The sequence below is a fragment of the Pseudomonas donghuensis genome (assembly GCF_000259195.1).
Lineage (GTDB): Bacteria > Pseudomonadota > Gammaproteobacteria > Pseudomonadales > Pseudomonadaceae > Aquipseudomonas > Aquipseudomonas donghuensis.
Genome location: NZ_JH650757.1, coordinates 368549 through 389675, shown reverse-complemented (window position 1 = coordinate 389675; position 21127 = coordinate 368549). Strand labels below are relative to the sequence as shown.

Here is a 21127-nt window from a genome sequence, read left to right as displayed (position 1 = left end):
TATGACCATTCGTGCAGGCCTGGCACCGCCGATAGGCTGGATGCGCTGCCTCGCCGGGCACCGCCTTGTGAGCGGCCCCGTCTGCCGGGTGTGCAAAACCGGCAGAGCGAAAGGGGCGAGCAGTATAGAAAGGCCCCTGCAGGGTATTTCACTATATAAAGCCCGTTATTTGGCGAGAACTCTCGGCAAAAACCGCTTCTACGGAGGGGCATTCCCCGTGCTTTTTACCACTGCAGGAAACAAGGCGGCTAACATAGCACCAAAACGGGGCAATTCAAGCTCCACCAAAGGCGCATTTCTGACACGGTTTTGGGAAATCCCTGCCATATGACTACAAATTTTTCACCAAACCCGGCCACCGTCTAAGCTTCAGGCAAGCAAGACGAAAATACGTAGCCGAGCTGAAGACTATGGGCGCATTGTGGCAATCGGAAGCAGACAGTACGGAAACTCCCTCTGAACACCTCGATCCTTCGCCATTGCCGAAAAGCCCACGCCAGCGCCGTCTGTGGTGGCGGCTGTTGTGGTTGGTGCTGCTGCTCGCCCTGATCGCCCTGGGGTATGCCGCCACCGCCGAAATGCACACCTCGCGCCTGCAATCACGGGAATTCAGCCAATTTGCCGCGACCCTCAGTTATTCCATGCAGCCAGGCCCCAGCGATGCCATCCGCTACCCCGGCGACGGCCCGTTCGACAAGCGCCTGGGCTACAGCTCACTGGGTGAATTCCTACCGCGCCTGCTGAAGCGTGACTACGTGATCAACGAGCAGACGCGCTTTTCGCCTGCGCTTATGGACTATGTTGACCACGGTTTTTTCGTACCGTACGCCGAGAAGATCCAGGCCGGTCTGTCGATCACCGACTGCAAAGGCGATGCGCTGTATCAGTTCCACTATCCGCAATACCTGTACCCGGACTTCGCCTCGATTCCACCCATCATCGTCCACAGCCTGCTGTTCATCGAGAACCGCGACCTGCTTGATCCCAACGACCCGCTGAACAACCCTGCCGTGGATTGGCCGCGCTTTGCCAAGGCGGCCTACACCCAGGTCGCCAAGTACCTGGCCCTGCCCGGCCAGTCGGCGGGCGGCAGCACCCTGGCGACCCAGTTGGAAAAGTACCGGCATTCGCCCGACGGCCTGACGGCCTCGGGGAGCGAGAAGATCCGCCAGATGATTTCCGCCAGCGTGCGCGCTTATCAAGGCGGCCCGCAGACACTGGAAGCACGCCAGCGCATCGTGCGCGATTACCTCAACAGCGTGCCGCTGTCGGCGGTACCCGGGCATGGTGAAGTGCATGGCATGGCCGAAGGCCTGCGGGTCTGGTACGGCGCCGATTTTGCTCAGGTCAACCAGGCTCTGTCGTCCACCGCAAGTGATCCGCAAAGCCTGGCTGCCCGTGGTCTGGCCCTGCGCCAGGTGCTGTCGCTGATGATCGCCCAGCGCCGGCCCTCGCACTTTTTATCCAAGGGCCGTGCCGAGCTGGCGCTGCTGACCGACAGCCATATCCGCGTCCTCTCGGCCAGCAACATCATCGACAAGCCATTGGCCGATGCCGCCCTGTCCAGCAAGACCATTTACCGCGACTGGGTGGCCCAGCCGACCATTCAGCCGATCGTCACCAACAAGGGCATCAGCGTTGCCCGCAGCCGTCTGTCTTCGGCCCTCGGCCGACCGCTGTACGACCTGGACCGTCTCGATCTGTCGGCCACCAGCACCCTGCAATCGGACTTGCAGGGCCAGGTCAGTCAGTACCTGAAAGACCTGGCCGACCCGGCCTTTGCAGAAAAAATGGGCCTGTTCGGCGAACGCCTGTTGACCCCGACCAGTACCACCCAGGTGCGCTACAGCTTCACCCTGCTCGAGCGCACTGCCGACGGCTCAAGGGTGCGGGTGCAGACCGACAGCACCGACCAACCGTTCGACATCAACGAAGGCAGCAAGCTGGAACTGGGCTCGACCGCCAAGCTGCGGGTACTGACCAGCTACCTGGAAATCATCGGCGAACTGCACGACAAGTACGCCAACACCCCGGCTGCGGAGCTTAAGAAAGTCCCGGTGGCCGAATTGGACTTCATCACCCGCTGGGCCATCGACTACCTGATCCAGAACAAGGACCGCGACCTCAGCGCCATGCTCAACGCCGCGCTGGAGCGCAAGTACTCCGCCAGCCCCGGAGAAGCCTTTTTCACCGGCGGTGGCCTGCATGTGTTCAACAACTTTCGCAAGGAAGACAACGGCCGCATTCCGACGCTCAAGGACGCCCTGCGTGAATCGATCAACCTGCCGTTCATTCGTCTGATGCGCGACCTGGTGCGTTACAGCACCTATCAGCAGCCGGGTAATAGCGCCAGCCTGCTCAAGGACGATGCCGAGCCGCGCCGCCAGGAATACCTGGCACGCTTTGCCGACAAGGAAGGCACCGATTACATGCGCAGGTTCTGGAAGAAGTACCAGCGCAAAACGTCGCAACAGCGTCTGGATACCTTCCTCGACAGCCTGCGGGTCACGCCGATCCGCTTGGCCGCGGTGCACCGTTATCTGTTTCCGGAGGCCGACCAGGCCACCTTCAACGCCTTCGTCCAGGCGCACCTGAAAAAAGACCGGATCGAAAACAAGACCCCGGCCACCAAGCAGAACACCGTTACCGAGAAACGTCTGCAAGATCTGTACGAAGCCTACCGGCCCGGCGCTTACGACCTGCCCGACCAGGGCTTTATCGCCAAGGTCCATCCGTTGGATTTGTGGCTGCTCGGCTACCTGCTGCAACACCCCAGCGCCACCTTCCAGCAAGCGGCCGATGCCAGCCACTTCGAGCGCCAGGAAGTCTATGGCTGGCTGTTCAAAAGCCGACACAAGGGTGCGCGCGACAGCCGCATTCGCACCCTGGTGGAGATCGAAGCCTTCCTCGATATCCATCAACGCTGGAAACGCGTCGGCTACCCCTTTGACCACCTGGTGCCATCGCTGGCCACAGCCATCGGCAGCTCCGGCGACCGTCCGGCAGCCCTCGCCGAGTTGATCGGCATCATCCAGAACGATGGCGTGCGCCTGCCGGTGCTGCGCATCGATACCCTGCACTTTGCTGCCGATACCCCTTACGAAACCCGCTTGACCAGCGACCCCGACCTCGGCCAACGGGTGCTCTCGGTAGAAGTCGCCCGGGCTCTGCGCGGCGCCCTCTCGCAAGTGGTGGATGCCGGTACCGCGCGGCGGGTGTCGGGCAGCTTCAAACTGGCCGACGGCACCCCGCTGGTGATGGGCGGCAAGACCGGCACCGGTGACAACCGCATCGAAAGCTTCGGTGCCGGCGGACGGCTGATTGGCTCACGCTCGTTGAACCGCACCGCGACCTTTGTGTTTTTCCTCGGCGAAAACCACTTCGGCACCCTCACCGCCTTCGTGCCCGGCAGAGCGGCGGAATCCTTCCGCTTTACCTCGGCGCTGCCGGTGCAGGTGCTCAAGGGCATGGCGCCGCTCCTGATGCCGTACCTGGAGCCTGGCAGTCACACCCTGTGCAAACCGCCGCGGATGGTGCAGCGCTAGCCACCGTGAAAGCGCTTGGCGGTCATGAAGCTTTTGCTCCAGTAGATGTTGCGCAGCGAATCGATACGGATGTTCTTGCCGGCGCGGGGGGCGTGGATGAAACGCCCTTCGCCGATATACAGGCCAACGTGGCCGATCCGGCCCTGGCCGTTGCGATTGAAGAATACTGCATCACCGCGCTTGAGCTGGCTCTGCCTGATGGTCCGGGCAGCGGACTGGAGCATGGCCGTCGTGGTGCGCGGTATCTTGATATCGGCCTCATGGCGAAACAGGTAGACCAGCAGGCCGCTGCAATCGAACCCGCCCTTTACCGACATGCCGCCCCAGCGATAGGGCACGCCGATCAGTTGGTGTGCACGCTCGACCAGACGATCGAGGTTGGTGTCCAGCTCATGCCGCACACTGTGCTCACGTGCAGTCTGGGTAAGCGAGAAATTGGCCTGGGCAAAAAATGACAGGCCCCAGAGCAGCCCGATGAAAAAAATGGAAGGTGCCACGGTGAAATACTCACGGATGAAGAAAACGTGGCGAATCTTAGGGATGACTTGCGCGCGTGTAGATCAAGGCAATCCGAGAGTTCTGTAAGAAAAACCTTAAGAGTTCCTACGCGTTTTTCCGGTTACCGCCTTTACTTCATGAGAAATATTCCTATTCTCCCGCTTGATTTAAGATATATCTTGAGTAATATCTGAAGATACATCTAACCCAAACGGAGACACCCAATGCGTGACCATCATTCCCATCACCGCGAGCATGGCGAGCGGCACGACGGCTTCGAGCGTCGTCACGGCCGCGAACGTGGCGACCGCGGCCCCCGCGTCTTTGCCCCCGGCGACCTGAAATTGCTGCTGTTGTCGATGCTGGCCGAGCAGCCTTGCCATGGCTATGACCTGATCCGCCAGATCGAAACCCTTTTCGATGGCAGCTACAGCCCCAGCCCCGGGGTGATCTACCCGACCCTTAATTTTCTGGAAGAAGCCGAGCTGATCAGCGGCAAAACCCAAGGCAGCAAGCGTCTTTACGGCATCACTGCAGCGGGCCAGAAATCCCTCGCGGACCAAGCTATTGCCCTGGACGGCGTGCGCATGCGCATTGAAGTCAGCAAACGCTCGTTGCGTGGCCACGATCGCCCGGCAGAAATCCACGAAGCCGTGCACAACCTGCGTCATGCCCTGCAAATGCATAGCGGGCGCTGGAACCCAACGGAAATCGAGCGGGTCCGTACGCTACTGAACGACACCGCCAAAGCCATCGTCGCAGGGCCTATTGCGACCTCAACGGAGAAAGCCGAATGACTGTTAGCGAAAACACCACCATTCACCGCGTCAACCACGAGATCAAACACCGTCGCCTGAACGTGCTGCGGGTCACCGAGCTGACCCCGCGCATGCGCCGCATCACCGTCGGCGGGCCGGAGCTGCAAGGCTTTACCAGCGTCGGTAGCGACGATCACGTCAAGTTGATGTTTGCCTGCTCGGAACAAGAGCAGGCTGCGCTCGACAACCTCGATTTCAGCCGCGATGGCGTGCGCCCGACCATGCGCGAATACACGCCACGGCGCATTGATCTGACGAACGGCGAAATGGATATCGACTTTGTCCTGCACGGCGACGGCCCTGCCTCGACCTGGGCGGCCCAGGCGCAGGTCGGCCAGGTACTCAACATCGCCGGGCCTCGTGCATCGATGGTGGTCCCGGACATCTTCGACAGCTACCTGCTGATCGGTGATGAAACCGCCATCCCGGCCATTGCCCGACGCCTGGAAGAGTTGCCGGCCGGGCGCAAGGTACTGGCGCTGATAGAAATCGAAGATGCCCGGGAACAACAACCGCTGCCGAGCGCAGCGCAAGTCGAGGTCATCTGGGTGCAACGCCACCAGCAGGCCTTGCTTGAGGTCATCAAGGGGCTGTCGCTGCCAGGCGGTCAGTTGTACACCTGGGTCGCTCTGGAGAAATCGCTGACGCGCCAGGCCAAGCGTTTGCTGGTCGATGAAAAAGGCGTGAAGGAAGAGCTGATCAAGGCTGTCGCCTACTGGCGCCTCGACCCGCACGACGACGAGTAACAGGCTACCTCAGGGTTGCGTCCTGGCCTTGGCCAGGCGCCCGCCCTGCCAATGATCGAGGCCGAGCAACAGCAGGCTGATGGCGACAAATCCGCCCAGGATCGACAGCGCATTGAGCAGCACCTGCGCGTAACCCAATTCGGCAACATCGATGAACGGGTAGGGATAGACCCCTATCACATGCCCACGCAGCAGCGTGTAGGCAAAATACCCCGCCGGGTACAGCAGCCAGGCCAGCAGATGCCTGAAACGCAGGCTGCCCTTTTCTACACAACACCACCAATAAGCCACGAACAGCAGCGGCATGACGTCGTGCAGCAGCTCGTCCGCCAGCCATTGCCAGCCCTGCGGGTGCCACAGGTGACGCAACAACAGGCTGTAGGCGAGGCCCACGAGAATAATGCTCGCGGCAATCCCGGAACTGATCCAGGGCGCGAGAAAAAAGCGGCGCAGCGGCGAGTCGCGGCCGAATGCCGCGTGACTGAGCACTACGGCGACCAGGGTGTTGCTGAGCACGGTGAAAAAACTGAACAACGTCACCAGGCCGCCCAGCAAGCTGGCCTGCTCTTGCCAGCGCGCCAGCAACAGCAGGTACATCTGGATCGCCAGCGCGCTCCAGCCCAGGCACGCGGCCAGGGCGATGAACAGCCTGCGCCGGCTCACCGGCTCAGCGGCCGCGTTGCATTTTCAGGTACAGGCGCTCGACCTTCTCCCGGGCCCAGGGCGTCTTGCGCAAAAAGGTCAGGCTCGACTTGATGCTCGGGTCGCTCTTGAAGCAGCGGATATCGATGCGCTGAGCCAGGCCGTCCCATTGGTAGTGCGCTACCAGCGCGGTAAGGATCTGCTCCAGGGTCACGCCATGCAGCGGGTTCTGATTAGCGGCGGTCATGCCTGTGCTCCAGCCAACGAAAGGTGCGCACCTTAGCCGAGGCACGGCTGCAAGTCTTCAGACTTTTCGCATTCAAGGTGCTGCTTACAGACATTCTAGTGTGGGCAAAGGCTCTAGCCAGCGCATGGGCGTTTTATCTTTAACGGTAATGTTATACTGTATCAATACTATAACACTGCCAAGGACCCCTTCCCTCCATGCGTCACTTACCCCTGCGCCTCTCCCCCCTCGCCGCCGCGCTCTGGCTGGCTTCACCCTTGAGCCAAGCCGTCGAGCTGCAACCTCAGGTGATCACCGCCAACCCGTTGGGTAACAGTGAACTGGCCGCGCCCAGCACCGTGCTCGACGGCGACGACCTGACCCTGCAACAGAAAGGCAGCCTCGGCCAGACCCTGAACAACCAGCCCGGTGTTGCCTCGACCTGGTTCGGCCCCGGCGCCAGCCGCCCGGTGATCCGCGGCCTGGACGGCGACCGGATCCGCATCCTGCGCAACGGCGTCGGCGCTCTGGATGCTTCGTCGCTGTCCTATGACCACGCCGTGCCGCTGGACCCGGCCACCGTTGAACGCATCGAAATCGTCCGCGGCCCGGCGGCCCTGCTCTACGGTGGCAACGCTATTGGCGGGGTAGTCAACAGCTTCGACAACCGCATCCCGACCTCGCCCATCGACGGCATTCACGGTGCCGGTGAGTTGCGCTACGGCGGCGCCGACACCACCCGCAGCAGCGCCGGCAAGCTGGAAGCGGGTGACGGCCGCTTCGCCCTGCACCTGGACGCCAACAGCCGCCAGTTCAATGACCTGCGTATTCCCGGTTACGCCCGCAGCTCGAAAGTGCGCGACGCCGACGAACCGGGCAGCAAGCATCGCCTGGAAAACAGCGACGGTCGCCAGGACGGTGGCGCGCTGGGCGGTTCCTATCATTGGGATCACGGCTACGCCGGCCTTTCCTACAGCCGCTACGACTCCAATTACGGTTCGGTGGCCGAGCCGGGCGTACGCCTGGACATGCAGCAAGATCATTACGGCTTCGCCTCGGAACTGCGCGACCTCGACGGCCCGTTCAGTTCGGTGAAGGTCGACCTCGGCTACACCGACTACCAGCACCGCGAGCTTGAGAGCGGCGAGGTGCACACCACGTTCAAGAACAAGGGCTACGAGGCGCGGGTCGAGGCCCGGCACCAACCGTTGGGGCCGGTCGAAGGGGTGATTGGCGCCCAGGTCAGCCGCAACGAGTTTTCCGCCCTCGGCGAAGAAGCCTTTGTACCGCAGACCGACACCAACAGCCTGGCGCTGTTCATGCTCGAGCAGTGGCAAGCCACCGAACGCCTGAACCTGAGCCTGGGCGGACGCCTGGAACACACCCGGGTCGAACCCGACAGCAAGGGCAGCGAGCGCTTTGCCGAGGCCGATCGCTCGAGCAGCTTCACCGCCGCCAGCCTGTCGTCTGGCGCAGTCTACGAGCTGACCCCGGTCTGGTCCCTGGCCGCAACCTTGGGCTACACCGAGCGCGCACCGACCTTCTATGAGCTGTACGCCAACGGCGCCCACGTCGCCACCGGCACCTACGAGGTCGGCGATCCGAACCTGAGCAAGGAGAAAGCCATCTCCAGCGACCTGGCCTTGCGCTTCGACAATGGCACGCACAAGGGCAGCGTCGGCGTGTTCTACAGTCATTTCCGCAACTACATCGGCCTGCTGGCCAGCGGCAACCTGCGCGAAGGCCATGACCACGACCATGATCACGGCGATGAAGAGCACGATCACGACCATGATCATGACCACGGCGGCGATGTGCCCGAATACCTCTACCACGGGGTTCGCGCGCGCTTCTACGGCATCGAGGCCCAGGACCGCTGGCAATTGGCGCAAAACCGCTACGGCAGCTTTGCTCTGGAACTGTCCGGCGACTACACCCGGGCCAAGAACCTCGACACTGGCGAAGACCTGCCGCGCATCGCCCCGCTGCGCCTGAACAGCGGCCTGCTGTGGGAACTGGACCGCTGGCAGGCACGGGTGGATGTGCAACACGCCAGCGCCCAGCACAAAAAACCGGCCAATGAGACCAGCACCGACGGTTACACCACCCTCGGCGCCAGCGTGGGTTACCGCTTCGACATCGGCCAGAGCCAGTGGCTGGCCTCTGTCCGCGGCGAGAACCTCACTGACCAGACCGTGCGCTACTCAAGCTCGATCCTGCGCGACATCGCCCCGGCACCAGGGCGTAGTGTCGAGGTTGGCCTGCGTACCACCTTCTAAGTCAACACCCATCCCGAGGGAGCCGGCCTTGCCGGCGATTGGTCGTATTGGTCGTATTGGTCTGCGCCCAGTCAGCGCCTGATGTGCTGATTGTGCCAGCCTCATCGCCGGCAAAGCCGGCTCCCACAAGGGATCAGTGTCACCTGCCTCAGCCGGACTGTTACCGATCCGGCAACGGTGACTCTTGCTGAATTGACTTTTTTTCTTACAAGTTCAGCTATATCCTCCCCGCCGCAAGCTGAACCGCTTCAGTTTATTTCCCTGCAGCCTTATCGCCGATGATCCTCGGAACTCGGTGGCCTTGCCGTTTTTTCAATAATCAAAAGATAGCGCTATCTCATGCCTCAGAATGATCGTTTCCGCTTTTCCCCCGCCACCCGGACACTGCTTTCGGGTCTGGCCATCGCCAGCCTCGCGCCTTGCGCCCAGGCCGCGGCGATGTTCGCCAGCGACTCGCCATGGATGCTTGGCGACTGGGGCGGCACCCGCACGGAGCTGGCTGAACGCGGCTACGACTTCACCCTCGGTTACACCGGCGAGATGGGCGCCAACCTGCATGGTGGCTACGACGATGACGAAACCGCGCGCTACAGCGGCCAGTTCGCCCTCGGCAGCCACCTGGACCTGCAGAAGATCCTCGGCTGGCACGACGCCGAGTTTCAGTTGACCGTTACCCAGCGCCACGGCGACAACATCAGCAACGACCGCATCAATGACCCACGGGTCGGTGGCTTTACCTCGGCCCAGGAAATCTGGGGCCGTGGCCAGACCTGGCGGCTGACCCAGATGTGGATCAAGCAGAAGTATTTCGACGGCGCGCTGGATGTGAAATTCGGCCGTTTCGGCCAGGGCGAGGACTTCAACAGCTTCCCGTGCGACTTTCAGAACCTGGCGTTCTGCGGCTCCCAGGTGGGCAACTGGGTCGGTGACATCTGGTACAACTGGCCAGTCAGCCAGTGGGCGCTGCGGGTCAAGTACAACCTGACCCCAGAGCTGTACGCGCAAATCGGCGCCTATGAGCAGAACCCCTCCAACCTCGATCGCGGCAACGGTTTCAAGCTCAGCGGCAGCGGTACCCAGGGCGCGGTGATTCCGGTCGAACTGGTCTGGAGCCCGGCGGTTAACGGCCTGAAAGGGGAATATCGCGCCGGTTACTACTACAGTAATGCCAAGGCAAGCGATGTCTACAAGGACAGCAACGAACAACCGGCAGCACTGAGCGGCCAGGCTTATCGCAGCAGTTCGAGCAAGCACGGCTTCTGGCTCGGTGCCCAGCAACAGGTGACGTCGCTGGCATCAGACCACTCGCGAGGGTTGAGCGTATTCGCCAACGCCACGCTGCACGACAAGAAGACCAATGCCATCGACAACTATGTTCAGGCAGGTGTGGTGTACAAGGGGCCCTTCGATGCCCGCGCCAAGGACGACATCGGTTTCGCCCTGGCACGCGTGCACGTCAACCCTGCCTACCGCAAGAACGCCCAGGCCATCAATCAGGCTCGCGGCGTCAGCGACTACAACGATCCCCTGTTCCGTCCGATCCAGGACACCGAGTACAGCGCCGAGCTGTATTACGGCATCCACCTGGCCGACTGGCTGACCGTGCGCCCGAACCTGCAGTACATCCGCCATCCCGGTGGCGTGAGCCAGGTCGATGACGCACTGATCGGCGGGATCAAGATCCAGAGCAGTTTCTAACCCCCCTTTTCACCTAACGGAGAACACACGATGAGCACTGATGGTGCCTTGAGTAGAACCCGCTGGCTGCCGCGACTGATCGGTGTGCTGCTGTTGCTGATGGGCCTGGCCCTGCTGGCTGGCGGTATCAAACTGAGCCAGTTGGGCGGTTCGCTGTATTACCTGATCGCCGGTATCGGCTTCGCCCTGTCCGGCATCCTGCTGCTGGCCCTGCGCCGCAACGCCCTGGGTCTGTATGGCCTGGTGCTGCTGGGCAGCACCCTGTGGGCATTGTGGGAAGTGGGCCTGGACTGGTGGCAACTGGTGCCGCGCCTGGCCCTGTGGTTCGCCCTGGGCGTAGTGTTGCTGCTGCCGTGGGCGCGCCGCCCACTGCTGGGCAACCCGTCCAAGGCCAACATCGGCCTGCTGAGCCTGGCCGTGGCGCTGTCCGGTGCCACGGCGGTGGCCAGCCAGTTCACCCACCCGGGTGAAGTCAAGGGCGAGCTGGGCCGCGAAAGCGCCGAGATGAGCAGCACCGCGCCGCAAATGCCTGATGGCGAGTGGCAGGCCTATGGCCGCACCGAATTCGGCGACCGCTACTCGCCGCTACGCCAGATCACCCCGCAGAACGTGCACAAGCTACAGGAAGCCTGGCGCATCCGCACTGGCGACCTGCCAACCGACAACGACCCGGTCGAGCTGACCAACCAGAACACCCCGCTGAAGGTCAACGGCAAGCTGTATGCCTGCACCGCCCACAGCAAGGTGCTGGCCCTGGACCCGGACACCGGTGCGGAGATCTGGCGTTTCGACCCGCAGATCAAGAGCCCGGTAGGCTTCAAGGGCTTCGCCCACATGACCTGCCGTGGTGTGTCGTATTACGACGAGAACAACTACGTCAATGCCGACGGCAGCCCGGCCCCCAAAATCAGCGACGCCGGCCAGGCCGTTGCCGTCGCCTGCCCGCGCCGCCTTTACCTGCCGACCGCCGACGCCCGCCTGATCGCCCTGAACGCCGACACTGGCAAGGTCTGTGAAGGTTTCGGCAACCAGGGTGTGATCGACCTCACCACCGGCATCGGCCCGTTCACTGCTGGCGGTTACTACTCCACCTCGCCTGCTGCGATCACCCGCGAACTGGTAATCATCGGCGGCCATGTTACCGACAACGAGTCGACCAACGAACCGTCCGGCGTGATCCGCGCCTACGACGTGCACGACGGTCGCCTGGTGTGGAACTGGGACAGCAACAACCCCGACGACACCGCACCGCTGGCACCCGGCAAGACCTACAGCCGCAACTCGGCAAACATGTGGTCGCTGGCCAGTGTCGACGAGAAGCTGGGCATGGTCTTCCTGCCGCTGGGCAACCAGACCCCGGACCAGTGGGGCGCTGACCGCACCCCGGGCGCCGAGAAGTACAGCGCCGGTATCGTCGCCCTGGACCTGGCCAACGGCAAGGTACGCTGGAACTACCAGTTCACCCACCACGACCTGTGGGACATGGACGTCGGCAGCCAGCCAACCCTGCTTGACCTGAAAACCGCCGACGGCGTGAAGCCTGCGCTGATCGCCCCGACCAAGCAGGGCAGCCTGTACGTGCTCGACCGTCGCGACGGTACGCCGATCGTACCGATCCGCGAAATCCCGGTACCACAAGGTGCCGTCGAAGGCGACCGCACCGCGCCAACCCAGGCCCGCTCGGACCTCAACCTGCTCGGCCCGGAGCTGACCGAACAGGCCATGTGGGGCGCCAGCCCGTTCGACCAGATGCTCTGCCGCATCCAGTTCCGCGAACTGCGCTACGAAGGCCAGTACACCCCGCCATCGCTACAGGGCAGCCTGGTCTACCCGGGTAACGTCGGCGTGTTCAACTGGGGCAGCGTCTCGGTCGACCCGGTGCGTCAGTTGCTGTTCACCAGCCCGAACTACATGGCCTTCGTCTCGAAGATGGTGCCGCGCGCCGATGTCGCCGCCGGCAGCAAGCGCGAGAGCGAAACCAGCGGTGTGCAGCCGAACACCGGCGCACCCTACGCGGTGATCATGCACCCGTTCATGTCGCCTCTGGGCGTGCCATGCCAGGCGCCAGCCTGGGGCTACGTGGCCGGCATCGACCTGACCACCAACCAGGTGGTGTGGAAGCACAAAAACGGCACCAGCCGTGACAGCTCGCCGATCCCGATCGGCCTGCCGATTGGCGTGCCAAGCATGGGCGGCTCGATCGTCACCGCTGGCGGCCTGGGCTTCCTCAGCGGCACCCTGGACCAGTACCTGCGTGCCTATGACACCAACACCGGCAAGGAGCTGTGGAAATCGCGCCTGCCGGCCGGTGGCCAGGCCACGCCGATGACCTACACCGGCAAGGACGGCAAGCAGTACGTGCTGGTGACCGCCGGTGGTCACGGCTCGCTGGGCACCAAGATGGGCGATTACGTCATCGCTTACAAATTGGCTGAGTAGACCTTAGCTGCTAGCTGCAAGCTTCAAGCTGCAAGCACCGCGCTCCCCACTTGCGGCTTGTAGCTTGAAGCTTGAAGCTTGAATCTTTCCTCCACCCGCCCCATCTAAGCACCATAGTCATTGAGCAGGTGCGCCATGAGCGATCAGCAGGATCTACCGGAACGTCCCGAGGAAACCGCCGAAGTCGAGCATCTCGAAGCCTCCGAACACAGCGGCCGAAACCTTGCCTTGCCGGGCCAACAGTTGCCGGACAAGGTCTATATCATCCCGATCCACAACCGCCCGTTCTTCCCCGCGCAAGTGTTGCCGGTGATCGTCAATGAAGAACCCTGGGCCGAAACCCTGGATCTGGTAGCCAAGACCCCGCATCACTCCCTGGCCCTGTTCTTCATGGACTCGCCGCCAGAAGACCATCGTCATTTCGACACCTCGGCCCTGCCGCTGTACGGCACCCTGGTCAAGGTTCACCATGCCAGCCGCGAAAACGGCAAGCTGCAGTTCGTCGCCCAGGGCCTGACCCGGGTACGTATCCGCACCTGGCTCAAGCATCATCGCCCGCCGTACCTGGTCGAGGTCGAGTACCCGCATCAACCCAGCGAGCCGACCGACGAGATCAAGGCCTACGGCATGGCCCTGATCAACGCGATCAAGGAGCTGCTGCCGCTCAACCCGCTGTACAGCGAAGAGCTGAAGAACTACCTGAACCGCTTCAGCCCCAACGACCCATCGCCCTTGACCGACTTTGCCGCCGCGCTGACCTCGGCCACCGGCAACCAGTTGCAGGAGGTGCTCGACTGCGTGCCCATGCTCAAGCGCATGGAAAAGGTCCTGCCGATGCTGCGCAAGGAAGTCGAAGTCGCGCACCTGCAGAACGAGATCTCTGCGCAAGTGAATCGGCAGATTGGCGAGCACCAGCGCGAGTTCTTCCTCAAGGAGCAGCTCAAGGTCATCCAGCAGGAGCTGGGCCTGACCAAGGACGACCGCAGCGCCGACCTCGAACAGTTCGAGCAGCGCCTGCAAGGCAAGACCCTGCCCGCCGCCGCGCAAAAGCGCATCGACGAAGAGCTGGGCAAGCTGTCGATCCTCGAAACCGGCTCGCCCGAATACGCCGTCACCCGCAACTACCTGGACTGGGCCACCGCCCTGCCCTGGGGCGTGTACGGCAAGGACAAACTCGACCTCAAGCACGCGCGCAAGGTGCTCGACCAGCATCACGCCGGCCTGGGTGACATCAAGGAACGCATCCTCGAGTTCCTCGCCGTTGGCGCCTACAAGGGCGAGATCAGCGGTTCCATCGTGCTGTTGGTAGGCCCGCCAGGCGTCGGCAAGACCAGCATTGGCAAGTCCATCGCCGAATCCCTGGGCCGGCCGTTCTATCGCTTCAGCGTCGGCGGCATGCGCGACGAGGCCGAGATCAAGGGCCATCGCCGGACCTACATCGGTGCCCAGCCGGGCAAGCTGGTGCAGGCACTGAAGGACGTCGAGGTGATGAACCCGGTGATCATGCTCGACGAGATCGACAAGATGGGCCAGAGCTACCAGGGCGACCCGGCCTCGGCGCTGCTGGAAACCCTCGACCCCGAGCAGAACGTCGACTTCCTCGACCACTACCTGGACCTGCGCCTGGACCTGTCCAAGGTGCTGTTCGTGTGTACCGCCAACACGCTGGACTCAATCCCCGGACCATTGCTCGACCGCATGGAAGTGATTCGCCTGTCCGGCTACATCACTGAAGAAAAGCTGGCCATCGCCAAGCGCCACCTGTGGCCCAAGCAGTTGCAAAAAGCCGGGGTGGCCAAGACCAGCCTGAGCATCAGTGACAGCGCCCTACGCACGGTGATCGAGGGCTATGCCCGCGAAGCCGGTGTACGCCAGCTGGAAAAACAGCTGGGCAAGCTGGTGCGCAAGGCGGTAGTGCAACTGCTCGAGGACCCCGAGAAAAAGATCAAGATCGGCCCCAAGGACCTCGAAGCCTCACTGGGCATGCCGGTGTTTCGCAGCGAACAGGTGCTCTCCGGCAAGGGTGTGATCACCGGTCTTGCCTGGACCAGCATGGGCGGCGCCACCTTGCCGATCGAAGCGACGCGCATCCACACCCTCAACCGCGGCTTCAAGCTGACCGGTCAGTTGGGTGATGTGATGAAGGAGTCTGCCGAAATCGCCTACAGCTATGTCAGCGCCAACCTCAAGCGATACGGCGGTGATCCAAGCTACTTCAATGAAGCTTTCATACACCTGCACGTGCCCGAAGGCGCCACACCCAAGGACGGCCCCAGCGCCGGGGTGACCATGGCCAGTGCGTTGCTGTCGCTGGCTCGCGACCAGGCGCCGAAGAAAGGCGTGGCCATGACCGGCGAGTTGACCCTGACCGGCAAGGTCCTGCCGATTGGCGGGGTGCGCGAGAAGGTCATTGCCGCGCGGCGGCAGAAGATCTTCGAGCTGATCCTGCCGGAAGCCAACCGGGGAGACTTCGAGGAGTTGCCGGATTACCTCAAGGAAGGCTTGAGCGTGCACTTCGCCAAGCGCTTCAGTGATGTGGCGAAGGTGTTGTTCACCTGAAGGGGTTCTGGAAGACGCGGGCTCTGAGAGCCCGCGTCAACCTGCTCGAGTACGGCTACCTAACGCTCACGGCTGATACCGGGTCAGCGTGCGGTTCATCTGCACCGCGCTTTGTTCAATTGTCTTCCATAGCCCCAGGAACCGCCCGAAGTAGATCGCAAACCGGGCCAGTTGCTGGCCTGAGGTAACGAGCTGCAGCTGATTACTCGACGCATCGATGTAAGCAGTGAGGCTTTGCCAGGCTGAATGAACATGAGACGAAGCCGTCACCACGGCTCTGAGCAGTTGTTCCAGTTTCCGCAGTTTTCCTGAGAGTTCCAGGAAACGTGATTGCAGTATCTGCCCGAGAATCCCCGCGATACCGCCCTGGGTCGCTGGTTTTACCAACTTGCCAATTTCATTGACCTTTCTCGTCGCCGCAGGAATGACCTGTATCCGAGCCTCATCGCGAAACCGAGTGGCCTCGATGCGCACACGCTCGACCTCGCGGGCGTATCCCTTCAATTGCTCCTTGAGTGCATTCACGTACATGGGCAAGGACGACACAATTTGCCTATCGGCCACACTAAGCGCCAGCGCCTCACCGCCCAGCAAAGCATCCCAGGCCTCACGTTGCTTACCCAATGCCTTGGTTTGTGCGCACACATCCAGAATGACCTCCCCTGAACGGTTGATGTTGCTGGCGACAGTGACCAACGTATGGGTCAGCTGCAGGTTTTTCCCATACAACACCTCCCAGCCGTTGGCATGCTGTTTCACCTGGCGAGAGAATGTCAGCATGGCGTTACCATTCAGCTCAGGGTTCGAGGACATCAACGCGCTGAGAATCAATGTCCAAGGGTTCGCCTGCCCTCCACCCATCCACTGATAAATGCCAGCCGGTGAGTTGGGCAATCCCCGTGTATAGGCGACATACTCATTGAGGTCACGCACGTGTGTTGGCGACAAACTCAGGGCACCGGTGTCCTGCCCTGACGCCATGGCGCTCAACAACGCGCCGGGAAGACGTGAAGCTTGTACTTGCCAGTTTTTATCCAGCATTCCATTTGCAGTCATCATTAGCGCTCTCCTGCTCGCCATTCAGCGCGCCACCCGGTTTAACTAACAATGGGTGGCGCACTGAGACACGGCAATGATTAAAAGGCTCGACGGAACTGGAAAACTATATGTTGAACATAGGCAAGCAATTGTTTCAGCAACTGATTGAACGCCTGCGCGCCCTCAAAACTGTCCAGTTCTATCCTGCGTAGTTGACTGGCCACTGTCTCCAGTTGCACATGAATCTTCTGCTTTTCAGCCAGCCATTCCAGGCGCTTTGGTTTCAGCACGGAATACTCCACCAGGGCTTGCAGATAGCCCTTCACTTGAGTCGCTCGTTGCTCCTTTTCGCGTTGTTCAGCGATCAGTTCGTTTACTTCCGTGCGCAGCGCCCGACGCTGGTCTTGCAGCCGTGAATACTGCATGCCTTGCTGCACGCCCTCCATCAGTTTGCCCAGCGCCTCCAGTGCCTGCTCGACCGCTACGGCAGCGCCGGCCGTTGTGGCGCCCTGAGCGACCAGCCCCTGAAGCTGTTCAACCGTTGGCAATTTGCCTTGGAACAGCTGCTCGATGCCATTGGCCTCAAACACACCGATGGCTTTTTCCAGCTCGGCAAGGTTTTCGCGTTTACCGTTGAGCGTATCGGTTAGCGCCTGTAGCCTGCTGGCCAGGCGCTCCTGAGTCTCCAGGTAACTGGCCTGGTCGCGGCTCGCATCATAAACCGGCAGGCTGGCGATGGACTTTGTAGCGGTCATCACCCCAGAGACCACGACATCCAGTTCTGCAGCGATCTTATTTTTTGAGATCTGCAGTTCCTCCAGGAAGAACTCCTCTTCTTCAGGGTCTCCCGAGGCCTCTCGAAAATCGTCAATCAGCTCATCAAGCTGGTATGACTTTATGGTGACCGCCAGCACTTCCGAATTTTTAGCCAAGCCATCAACGTACCGTTGCATCCCTTTGTAGTGCCGTTCAACTGATTCATGCAGCAATGGCAGAAAGCCAAATCTACGTTGCTCCCAAAACGCCGAGTATGCCGACACGACCGAGAGAATCTTGTCCATATTCGGGACATTAAGCGAAGCACTCAAAGCGACAACATTATCATTCATTACGTTATATCCTTATTTGGCGGCTGCGGCGTCATCAAAGACACGATTCATATGCTGGGCAAACTTCTCAATGTCTTTCCATTGCCCAATGAAGCGTTTGAAAAATATCGCAAACTTGAACAACTCCTGATTGGATTCGATACGCTGGAGGTGCTCAATCGATGTATCGATGTACACCCCGATCAACTGCCAGGCCGATTGCAGGTGAGAGGCGGCTGTCACCACATCCCTGAGTCGAGTATCCAGCTGTCCCATTTGAGTGCCGAGGTCTTCCACCAGCCCTTCCAGGTGAACGGCCGCCTTGAGTTTCTGGCTGAGTTCACCGCGCTGGCCCTGCAGCTTGTTACGTTCCTTGCGGACTTTCGCCGCCTTGCTGCCATAGATGCCGCCGGTTATAGCCGCGCCCAGCGGCCCCGCAGCCAGGCCACTCAGCGCGGCTTTGACATACTGGTCATACTCGGCTTCAAGTTTTTTGATTTCATTGTCCAGCTCGGCGAGATCTTCACGCAGCTGCTGTACTGCCCCGCTCGCCTTCTGACGTTTGATCGCCTGGGTTTTTACCGCGACCAAGGGGATCAGCTGTTCACGCGCGGTATCGCGAAACTGTTCAGTCTCTTCCCGGACAGCGCCCACACGCCGAGAAAACAGGTCCACGTCTTCGCGCAGTATCTCCATGTAGTCCACCAGGTCGAGAACCCTGTGGCGGTCTTCTGTCCCCAGGCTGATCGCCTTGTCGAACTTGATGGTTTCCCACGCGTCCCTGCGCTTGCCCAGCGCACGGCTGTTTTCGAGAATGACCAATATCTCGTCGCCAGTGGTATTGATGCCATTGGCACTGGCCGCCAACTCGAAGCCAAGCTTCTTGCTATTGTCGGCAAGTACTGTCCAACGGCGTCCGTGTTTCTGTAACTGCTTGTGCATCGCCTCCATCTTGTCCGGCATCAGGTCCGGCTCTTTGATGGTGGAATAGCCCAACCAGCGAATCACTGCATCCTTGGTAACAGGAAGCTGGAAGGTATAGTTGGCATACTGGTTAAGGGTGACAATATGCTCTCGTGTCAGCGTCAACCCACCCTCGTCGGGGCCATCGCGTTCCGCCATTGCCTGAATGAGATTGCCAGGCAGGTGCTCAGCCTCAGTCTGCAATGTGTCAAAATTGATCTGTGTACTGCTCATGACCACGTCCCTGTTAAAACGCCGACTCGGCGGGGACCTTCAAACTAATCCCGCTGTGAAGTGCCCTGCAGAGGGCAGGCTTTCCTGAAAGCCAATACCAACCTGACGGACAGAATTGTCGATGAACACCAAATGCAAGCTGTTGGTCCTTGGCCTGTCACTCCTGGCAGCCTGTTCACAAACACCAGGCCGGCACGAGAATGTGGTGCTGGAAAAGGCCAGCCAGTGCCCTGTACATCTGCAGTTGGGCCAGACCCTGACCCTGACCCTGCCCAGCAACCCCAGTACCGGCTATCGCTGGCTGCTACAGAACCCGGCCGCGGGCATCCTGCGTAGCCTTGGCCCCGAGGTCTACAGCCACCCGGAAGATGCCGGCATCGTCGGTAGCGCCGGGCAATCGCTGTGGCGTTTCCAGGCCCAGGCCGCCGGTGAAAGCCATCTGCTGTTGGTCTACCAGCAACCCTGGGCCCCGGAAGTGCGCCCGGTGCAGACCTTCGATTGCGCAATCACGGTCAAGTAGGCCGCGCTGGTCAGCGGGCCATGCATCCTGCGGCCAGTTTGGCTAAAATGCCGGCCCTTTACCGCCCAACGCCTGGATTGCCCCCGTGAGCAAAGAACCCGACCGCCTATTCGCCCAGCCCCTTGGCCAGGTGCCCGACTTCGCCTTCAACGAAGACGTGGTGCGGGTGTTCCCGGACATGATCAAGCGTTCGGTGCCCGGTTACCCGACCATTGTCGAGAACCTCGGCGTGCTCGCCGCCCAGTTCGCCCAGCCCAACACTGCCCTGTACGACCTGGGCAGCTCGCTCGGTGCCGTGACCCAGGCCCTGCGCCGGCATGTGCGTAGCGAGGGTTGCCGGGTGATTGCCATCGACAACTCGGCGGCCATGGTCGAGCGCTGCCGGCAGTACCTCAATGCCCAGGACTCGATGTTCCAGGAGCTGTTGCCGGTCGAGGTGATCGAAGGCGACATCCTTGCCCTTGAGTTCCAGCCGGCCTCGGTGGTGGCGATGAACTTCACCCTGCAGTTCATTGCCCCCGAACAACGCCTGGAACTGCTCACGCGTATTCGCCAGGCGCTGCTGCCGGGCGGTGCGCTGATCCTTTCGGAGAAGCTGCGCTTTGAAGATGCCGATGAACACGCGCTGCTCACCGACCTGCACGTGGCCTTCAAGCGCGCCAATGGCTACAGCGAACTGGAAATTGCCCAGAAGCGCAGCGCCATCGAGAACGTGATGAAACCCGACAGCCTTGAAGAGCACCGCGAACGCCTGCTGGCGGCCGGTTTCTCCAAGGTCGTGCCCTGGTTCCAATGCCTAAACTTTGCCTCGTTGATTGCCCTGCCATGATTGATCTGTCCCCCCTGGTCCGCCGCTTGGCGGGCACCCCCCTGGCGCAATGGGCGCAAGGCCTGCAAGCGCAACTCGACGCCAAGATGGAAAAAAGTCATGGCGACCTGGAACGCTGGCAGGCTGCACTCGACGCCCTGCCGGCACTGGTGCCTACGCACATCGACCTGCAAAACGGCCTCAATCTGGATTGCGACTGCGATGACAACACCCGAGCGCGCATGCAGCAGGCCCTGATGGGCCTGTCACCGTGGCGCAAGGGGCCGTTCGACCTGTTCGGCGTGCACGTCGATACCGAATGGCGCTCGGACTGGAAGTGGTCGCGGGTCGCCCCGCACCTGGACCTCAAGGGCAAGCGGGTGCTGGATGTCGGTTGCGGCAACGGCTACTACCAGTGGCGCATGCTCGGCGCCGGGGCCAACAGCGTCATCGGTGTCGACCCCAACTGGCTGTTCTTCTGCCAGTTCCAGGCCGTGCAGCGCTACCTGCCGGAGCTACCGGCCTGGCACCTGCCGTTTGCCCTCGAAGACCTGCCGGCCAACCTCGAAGGCTTCGACACGGTGTTCTCCATGGGCGTGTTCTACCATCGCCGCTCGCCCATCGAGCACCTGCTGGCGCTCAAGGACTGCCTGGTCAAGGGCGGCGAACTGGTGCTGGAAACCCTGGTGATCGAAGGCGATGAAAATCAGGTGCTGGTGCCGGAAGATCGCTACGCACAAATGCGCAACGTCTGGTTCCTGCCGTCGGTGCCAGCCCTGGAACGCTGGTTGCGCCGCGCCGGGTTCAGCGATGTGCGTTGCGTCGATGTCAGCACCACCAGCGTCGAAGAGCAGCGCAGCACCGAGTGGATGCGCTACCAGTCGCTCAGCGACTTCCTCGACCCCAACGACCATAGCCGCACCCTCGAAGGCCTGCCGGCACCACGGCGCGCGGTGCTGGTGGCACGCAAATAAAACAGGCGCCCAAATGGGCGCCAAAAATTCACCTTTTCCAAAGGAGCGGGGA

Annotated in this window: 16 protein-coding genes; 10 read left to right on the top strand and 6 right to left on the bottom strand. The window is 61.5% G+C overall.

Features of this window, described 5'->3' with window-relative positions:
• Window positions 1–410: 410 nt before the first annotated feature.
• Window positions 411–3545: a transglycosylase domain-containing protein gene (locus tag UW3_RS0104060; protein WP_026001191.1), complete on the top strand. Its 3135-nt coding sequence runs from the start codon at window positions 411–413 to the stop codon at window positions 3543–3545.
• Here UW3_RS0104060 and UW3_RS0104055 read toward each other — a convergent pair.
• Complete coding sequence (locus UW3_RS0104055) at window positions 3542–4042, bottom strand: C40 family peptidase (RefSeq protein ID WP_010221002.1); 501 nt, start codon at window positions 4040–4042, stop codon at window positions 3542–3544. The genes UW3_RS0104060 and UW3_RS0104055 overlap by 4 nt on opposite strands.
• A 225-nt stretch (window positions 4043–4267) precedes the next feature.
• Between UW3_RS0104055 and UW3_RS0104050 the strand changes: the two genes are divergently transcribed.
• Together UW3_RS0104050 and UW3_RS0104045 are read left to right on the top strand one after the other, a co-directional pair.
• Entirely contained in the window at window positions 4268–4840 is a 573-nt protein-coding gene (locus tag UW3_RS0104050) for a PadR family transcriptional regulator (protein WP_010221001.1), read from the top strand.
• Window positions 4837–5607 carry a siderophore-interacting protein gene (locus UW3_RS0104045; protein ID WP_010221000.1) on the top strand — a complete coding sequence of 257 codons (771 nt, stop codon included), beginning with the start codon at window positions 4837–4839 and terminating at the stop codon, window positions 5605–5607. The genes UW3_RS0104050 and UW3_RS0104045 overlap by 4 nt, the downstream gene beginning before the upstream one ends.
• Before the next feature lie 9 nt (window positions 5608–5616).
• Here the strand turns inward: UW3_RS0104045 and UW3_RS0104040 are convergent, their stop codons facing one another.
• Window positions 5617–6270, bottom strand: a complete 654-nt coding sequence (locus UW3_RS0104040) for a Pr6Pr family membrane protein (protein WP_010220999.1) — start codon at window positions 6268–6270, stop codon at window positions 5617–5619.
• 4 nt (window positions 6271–6274) lie between these two features.
• Entirely contained in the window at window positions 6275–6496 is a 222-nt protein-coding gene (locus UW3_RS0104035) for a VF530 family protein (RefSeq protein WP_010220998.1), read from the bottom strand.
• Between the two features lie 197 nt (window positions 6497–6693).
• Here UW3_RS0104035 and UW3_RS0104030 point away from each other — a divergent pair, with 197 nt between their 5' ends.
• The 4 genes from UW3_RS0104030 to lon all read left to right on the top strand — a co-directional run bounded on the left by UW3_RS0104030 (window position 6694) and on the right by lon (window position 15450).
• On the top strand, window positions 6694–8754 hold the full coding sequence (locus UW3_RS0104030) for a TonB-dependent receptor (RefSeq protein WP_010220997.1): 2061 nt from the start codon (window positions 6694–6696) through the stop codon (window positions 8752–8754).
• Between the two features lie 339 nt (window positions 8755–9093).
• Complete coding sequence (locus UW3_RS0104025; RefSeq protein WP_010220996.1) at window positions 9094–10452, top strand: carbohydrate porin; 1359 nt, start codon at window positions 9094–9096, stop codon at window positions 10450–10452.
• Window positions 10453–10482: 30 nt separating this feature from the next.
• Window positions 10483–12891 (top strand): glucose/quinate/shikimate family membrane-bound PQQ-dependent dehydrogenase, encoded by a 2409-nt coding sequence (locus UW3_RS0104020; RefSeq protein WP_010220995.1) that lies wholly within the window; start codon window positions 10483–10485, stop codon window positions 12889–12891.
• Between the two features lie 135 nt (window positions 12892–13026).
• Complete coding sequence (gene lon / locus UW3_RS0104015) at window positions 13027–15450, top strand: endopeptidase La (protein ID WP_010220994.1); 2424 nt, start codon at window positions 13027–13029, stop codon at window positions 15448–15450.
• Between the two features lie 66 nt (window positions 15451–15516).
• Here lon and UW3_RS0104010 read toward each other — a convergent pair whose 3' ends face one another.
• From UW3_RS0104010 to UW3_RS0104000, 3 genes are all read right to left on the bottom strand, one after another.
• Entirely contained in the window at window positions 15517–16509 is a 993-nt protein-coding gene (locus UW3_RS0104010; RefSeq protein WP_010220993.1) for a hypothetical protein, read from the bottom strand.
• Window positions 16510–16586: 77 nt separating this feature from the next.
• A complete protein-coding gene (locus UW3_RS0104005; RefSeq protein ID WP_010220992.1) occupies window positions 16587–17597 on the bottom strand; it encodes an alpha-xenorhabdolysin family binary toxin subunit B in 1011 nt (336 codons plus the stop codon).
• Window positions 17598–17609: 12 nt separating this feature from the next.
• Complete coding sequence (locus UW3_RS0104000) at window positions 17610–18773, bottom strand: alpha-xenorhabdolysin family binary toxin subunit A (protein ID WP_010220991.1); 1164 nt, start codon at window positions 18771–18773, stop codon at window positions 17610–17612.
• Between the two features lie 121 nt (window positions 18774–18894).
• On the opposite strand from UW3_RS0104000, the gene UW3_RS0103995 reads away from it, so the two are divergent.
• The 3 genes from UW3_RS0103995 to cmoB all read left to right on the top strand — a co-directional run bounded on the left by UW3_RS0103995 (window position 18895) and on the right by cmoB (window position 21075).
• Window positions 18895–19293: a protease inhibitor I42 family protein gene (locus UW3_RS0103995; RefSeq protein ID WP_010220990.1), complete on the top strand. Its 399-nt coding sequence runs from the start codon at window positions 18895–18897 to the stop codon at window positions 19291–19293.
• An 85-nt stretch (window positions 19294–19378) separates the two neighbouring features.
• Window positions 19379–20122, top strand: coding sequence for a carboxy-S-adenosyl-L-methionine synthase CmoA (cmoA, locus tag UW3_RS0103990; protein WP_010220989.1), 744 nt, complete (start codon window positions 19379–19381; stop codon window positions 20120–20122).
• On the top strand, window positions 20119–21075 hold the full coding sequence (gene cmoB, locus UW3_RS0103985) for a tRNA 5-methoxyuridine(34)/uridine 5-oxyacetic acid(34) synthase CmoB (RefSeq protein ID WP_010220988.1): 957 nt from the start codon (window positions 20119–20121) through the stop codon (window positions 21073–21075). The genes cmoA and cmoB overlap by 4 nt, the downstream gene beginning before the upstream one ends.
• Window positions 21076–21127: the final 52 nt, after the last annotated feature.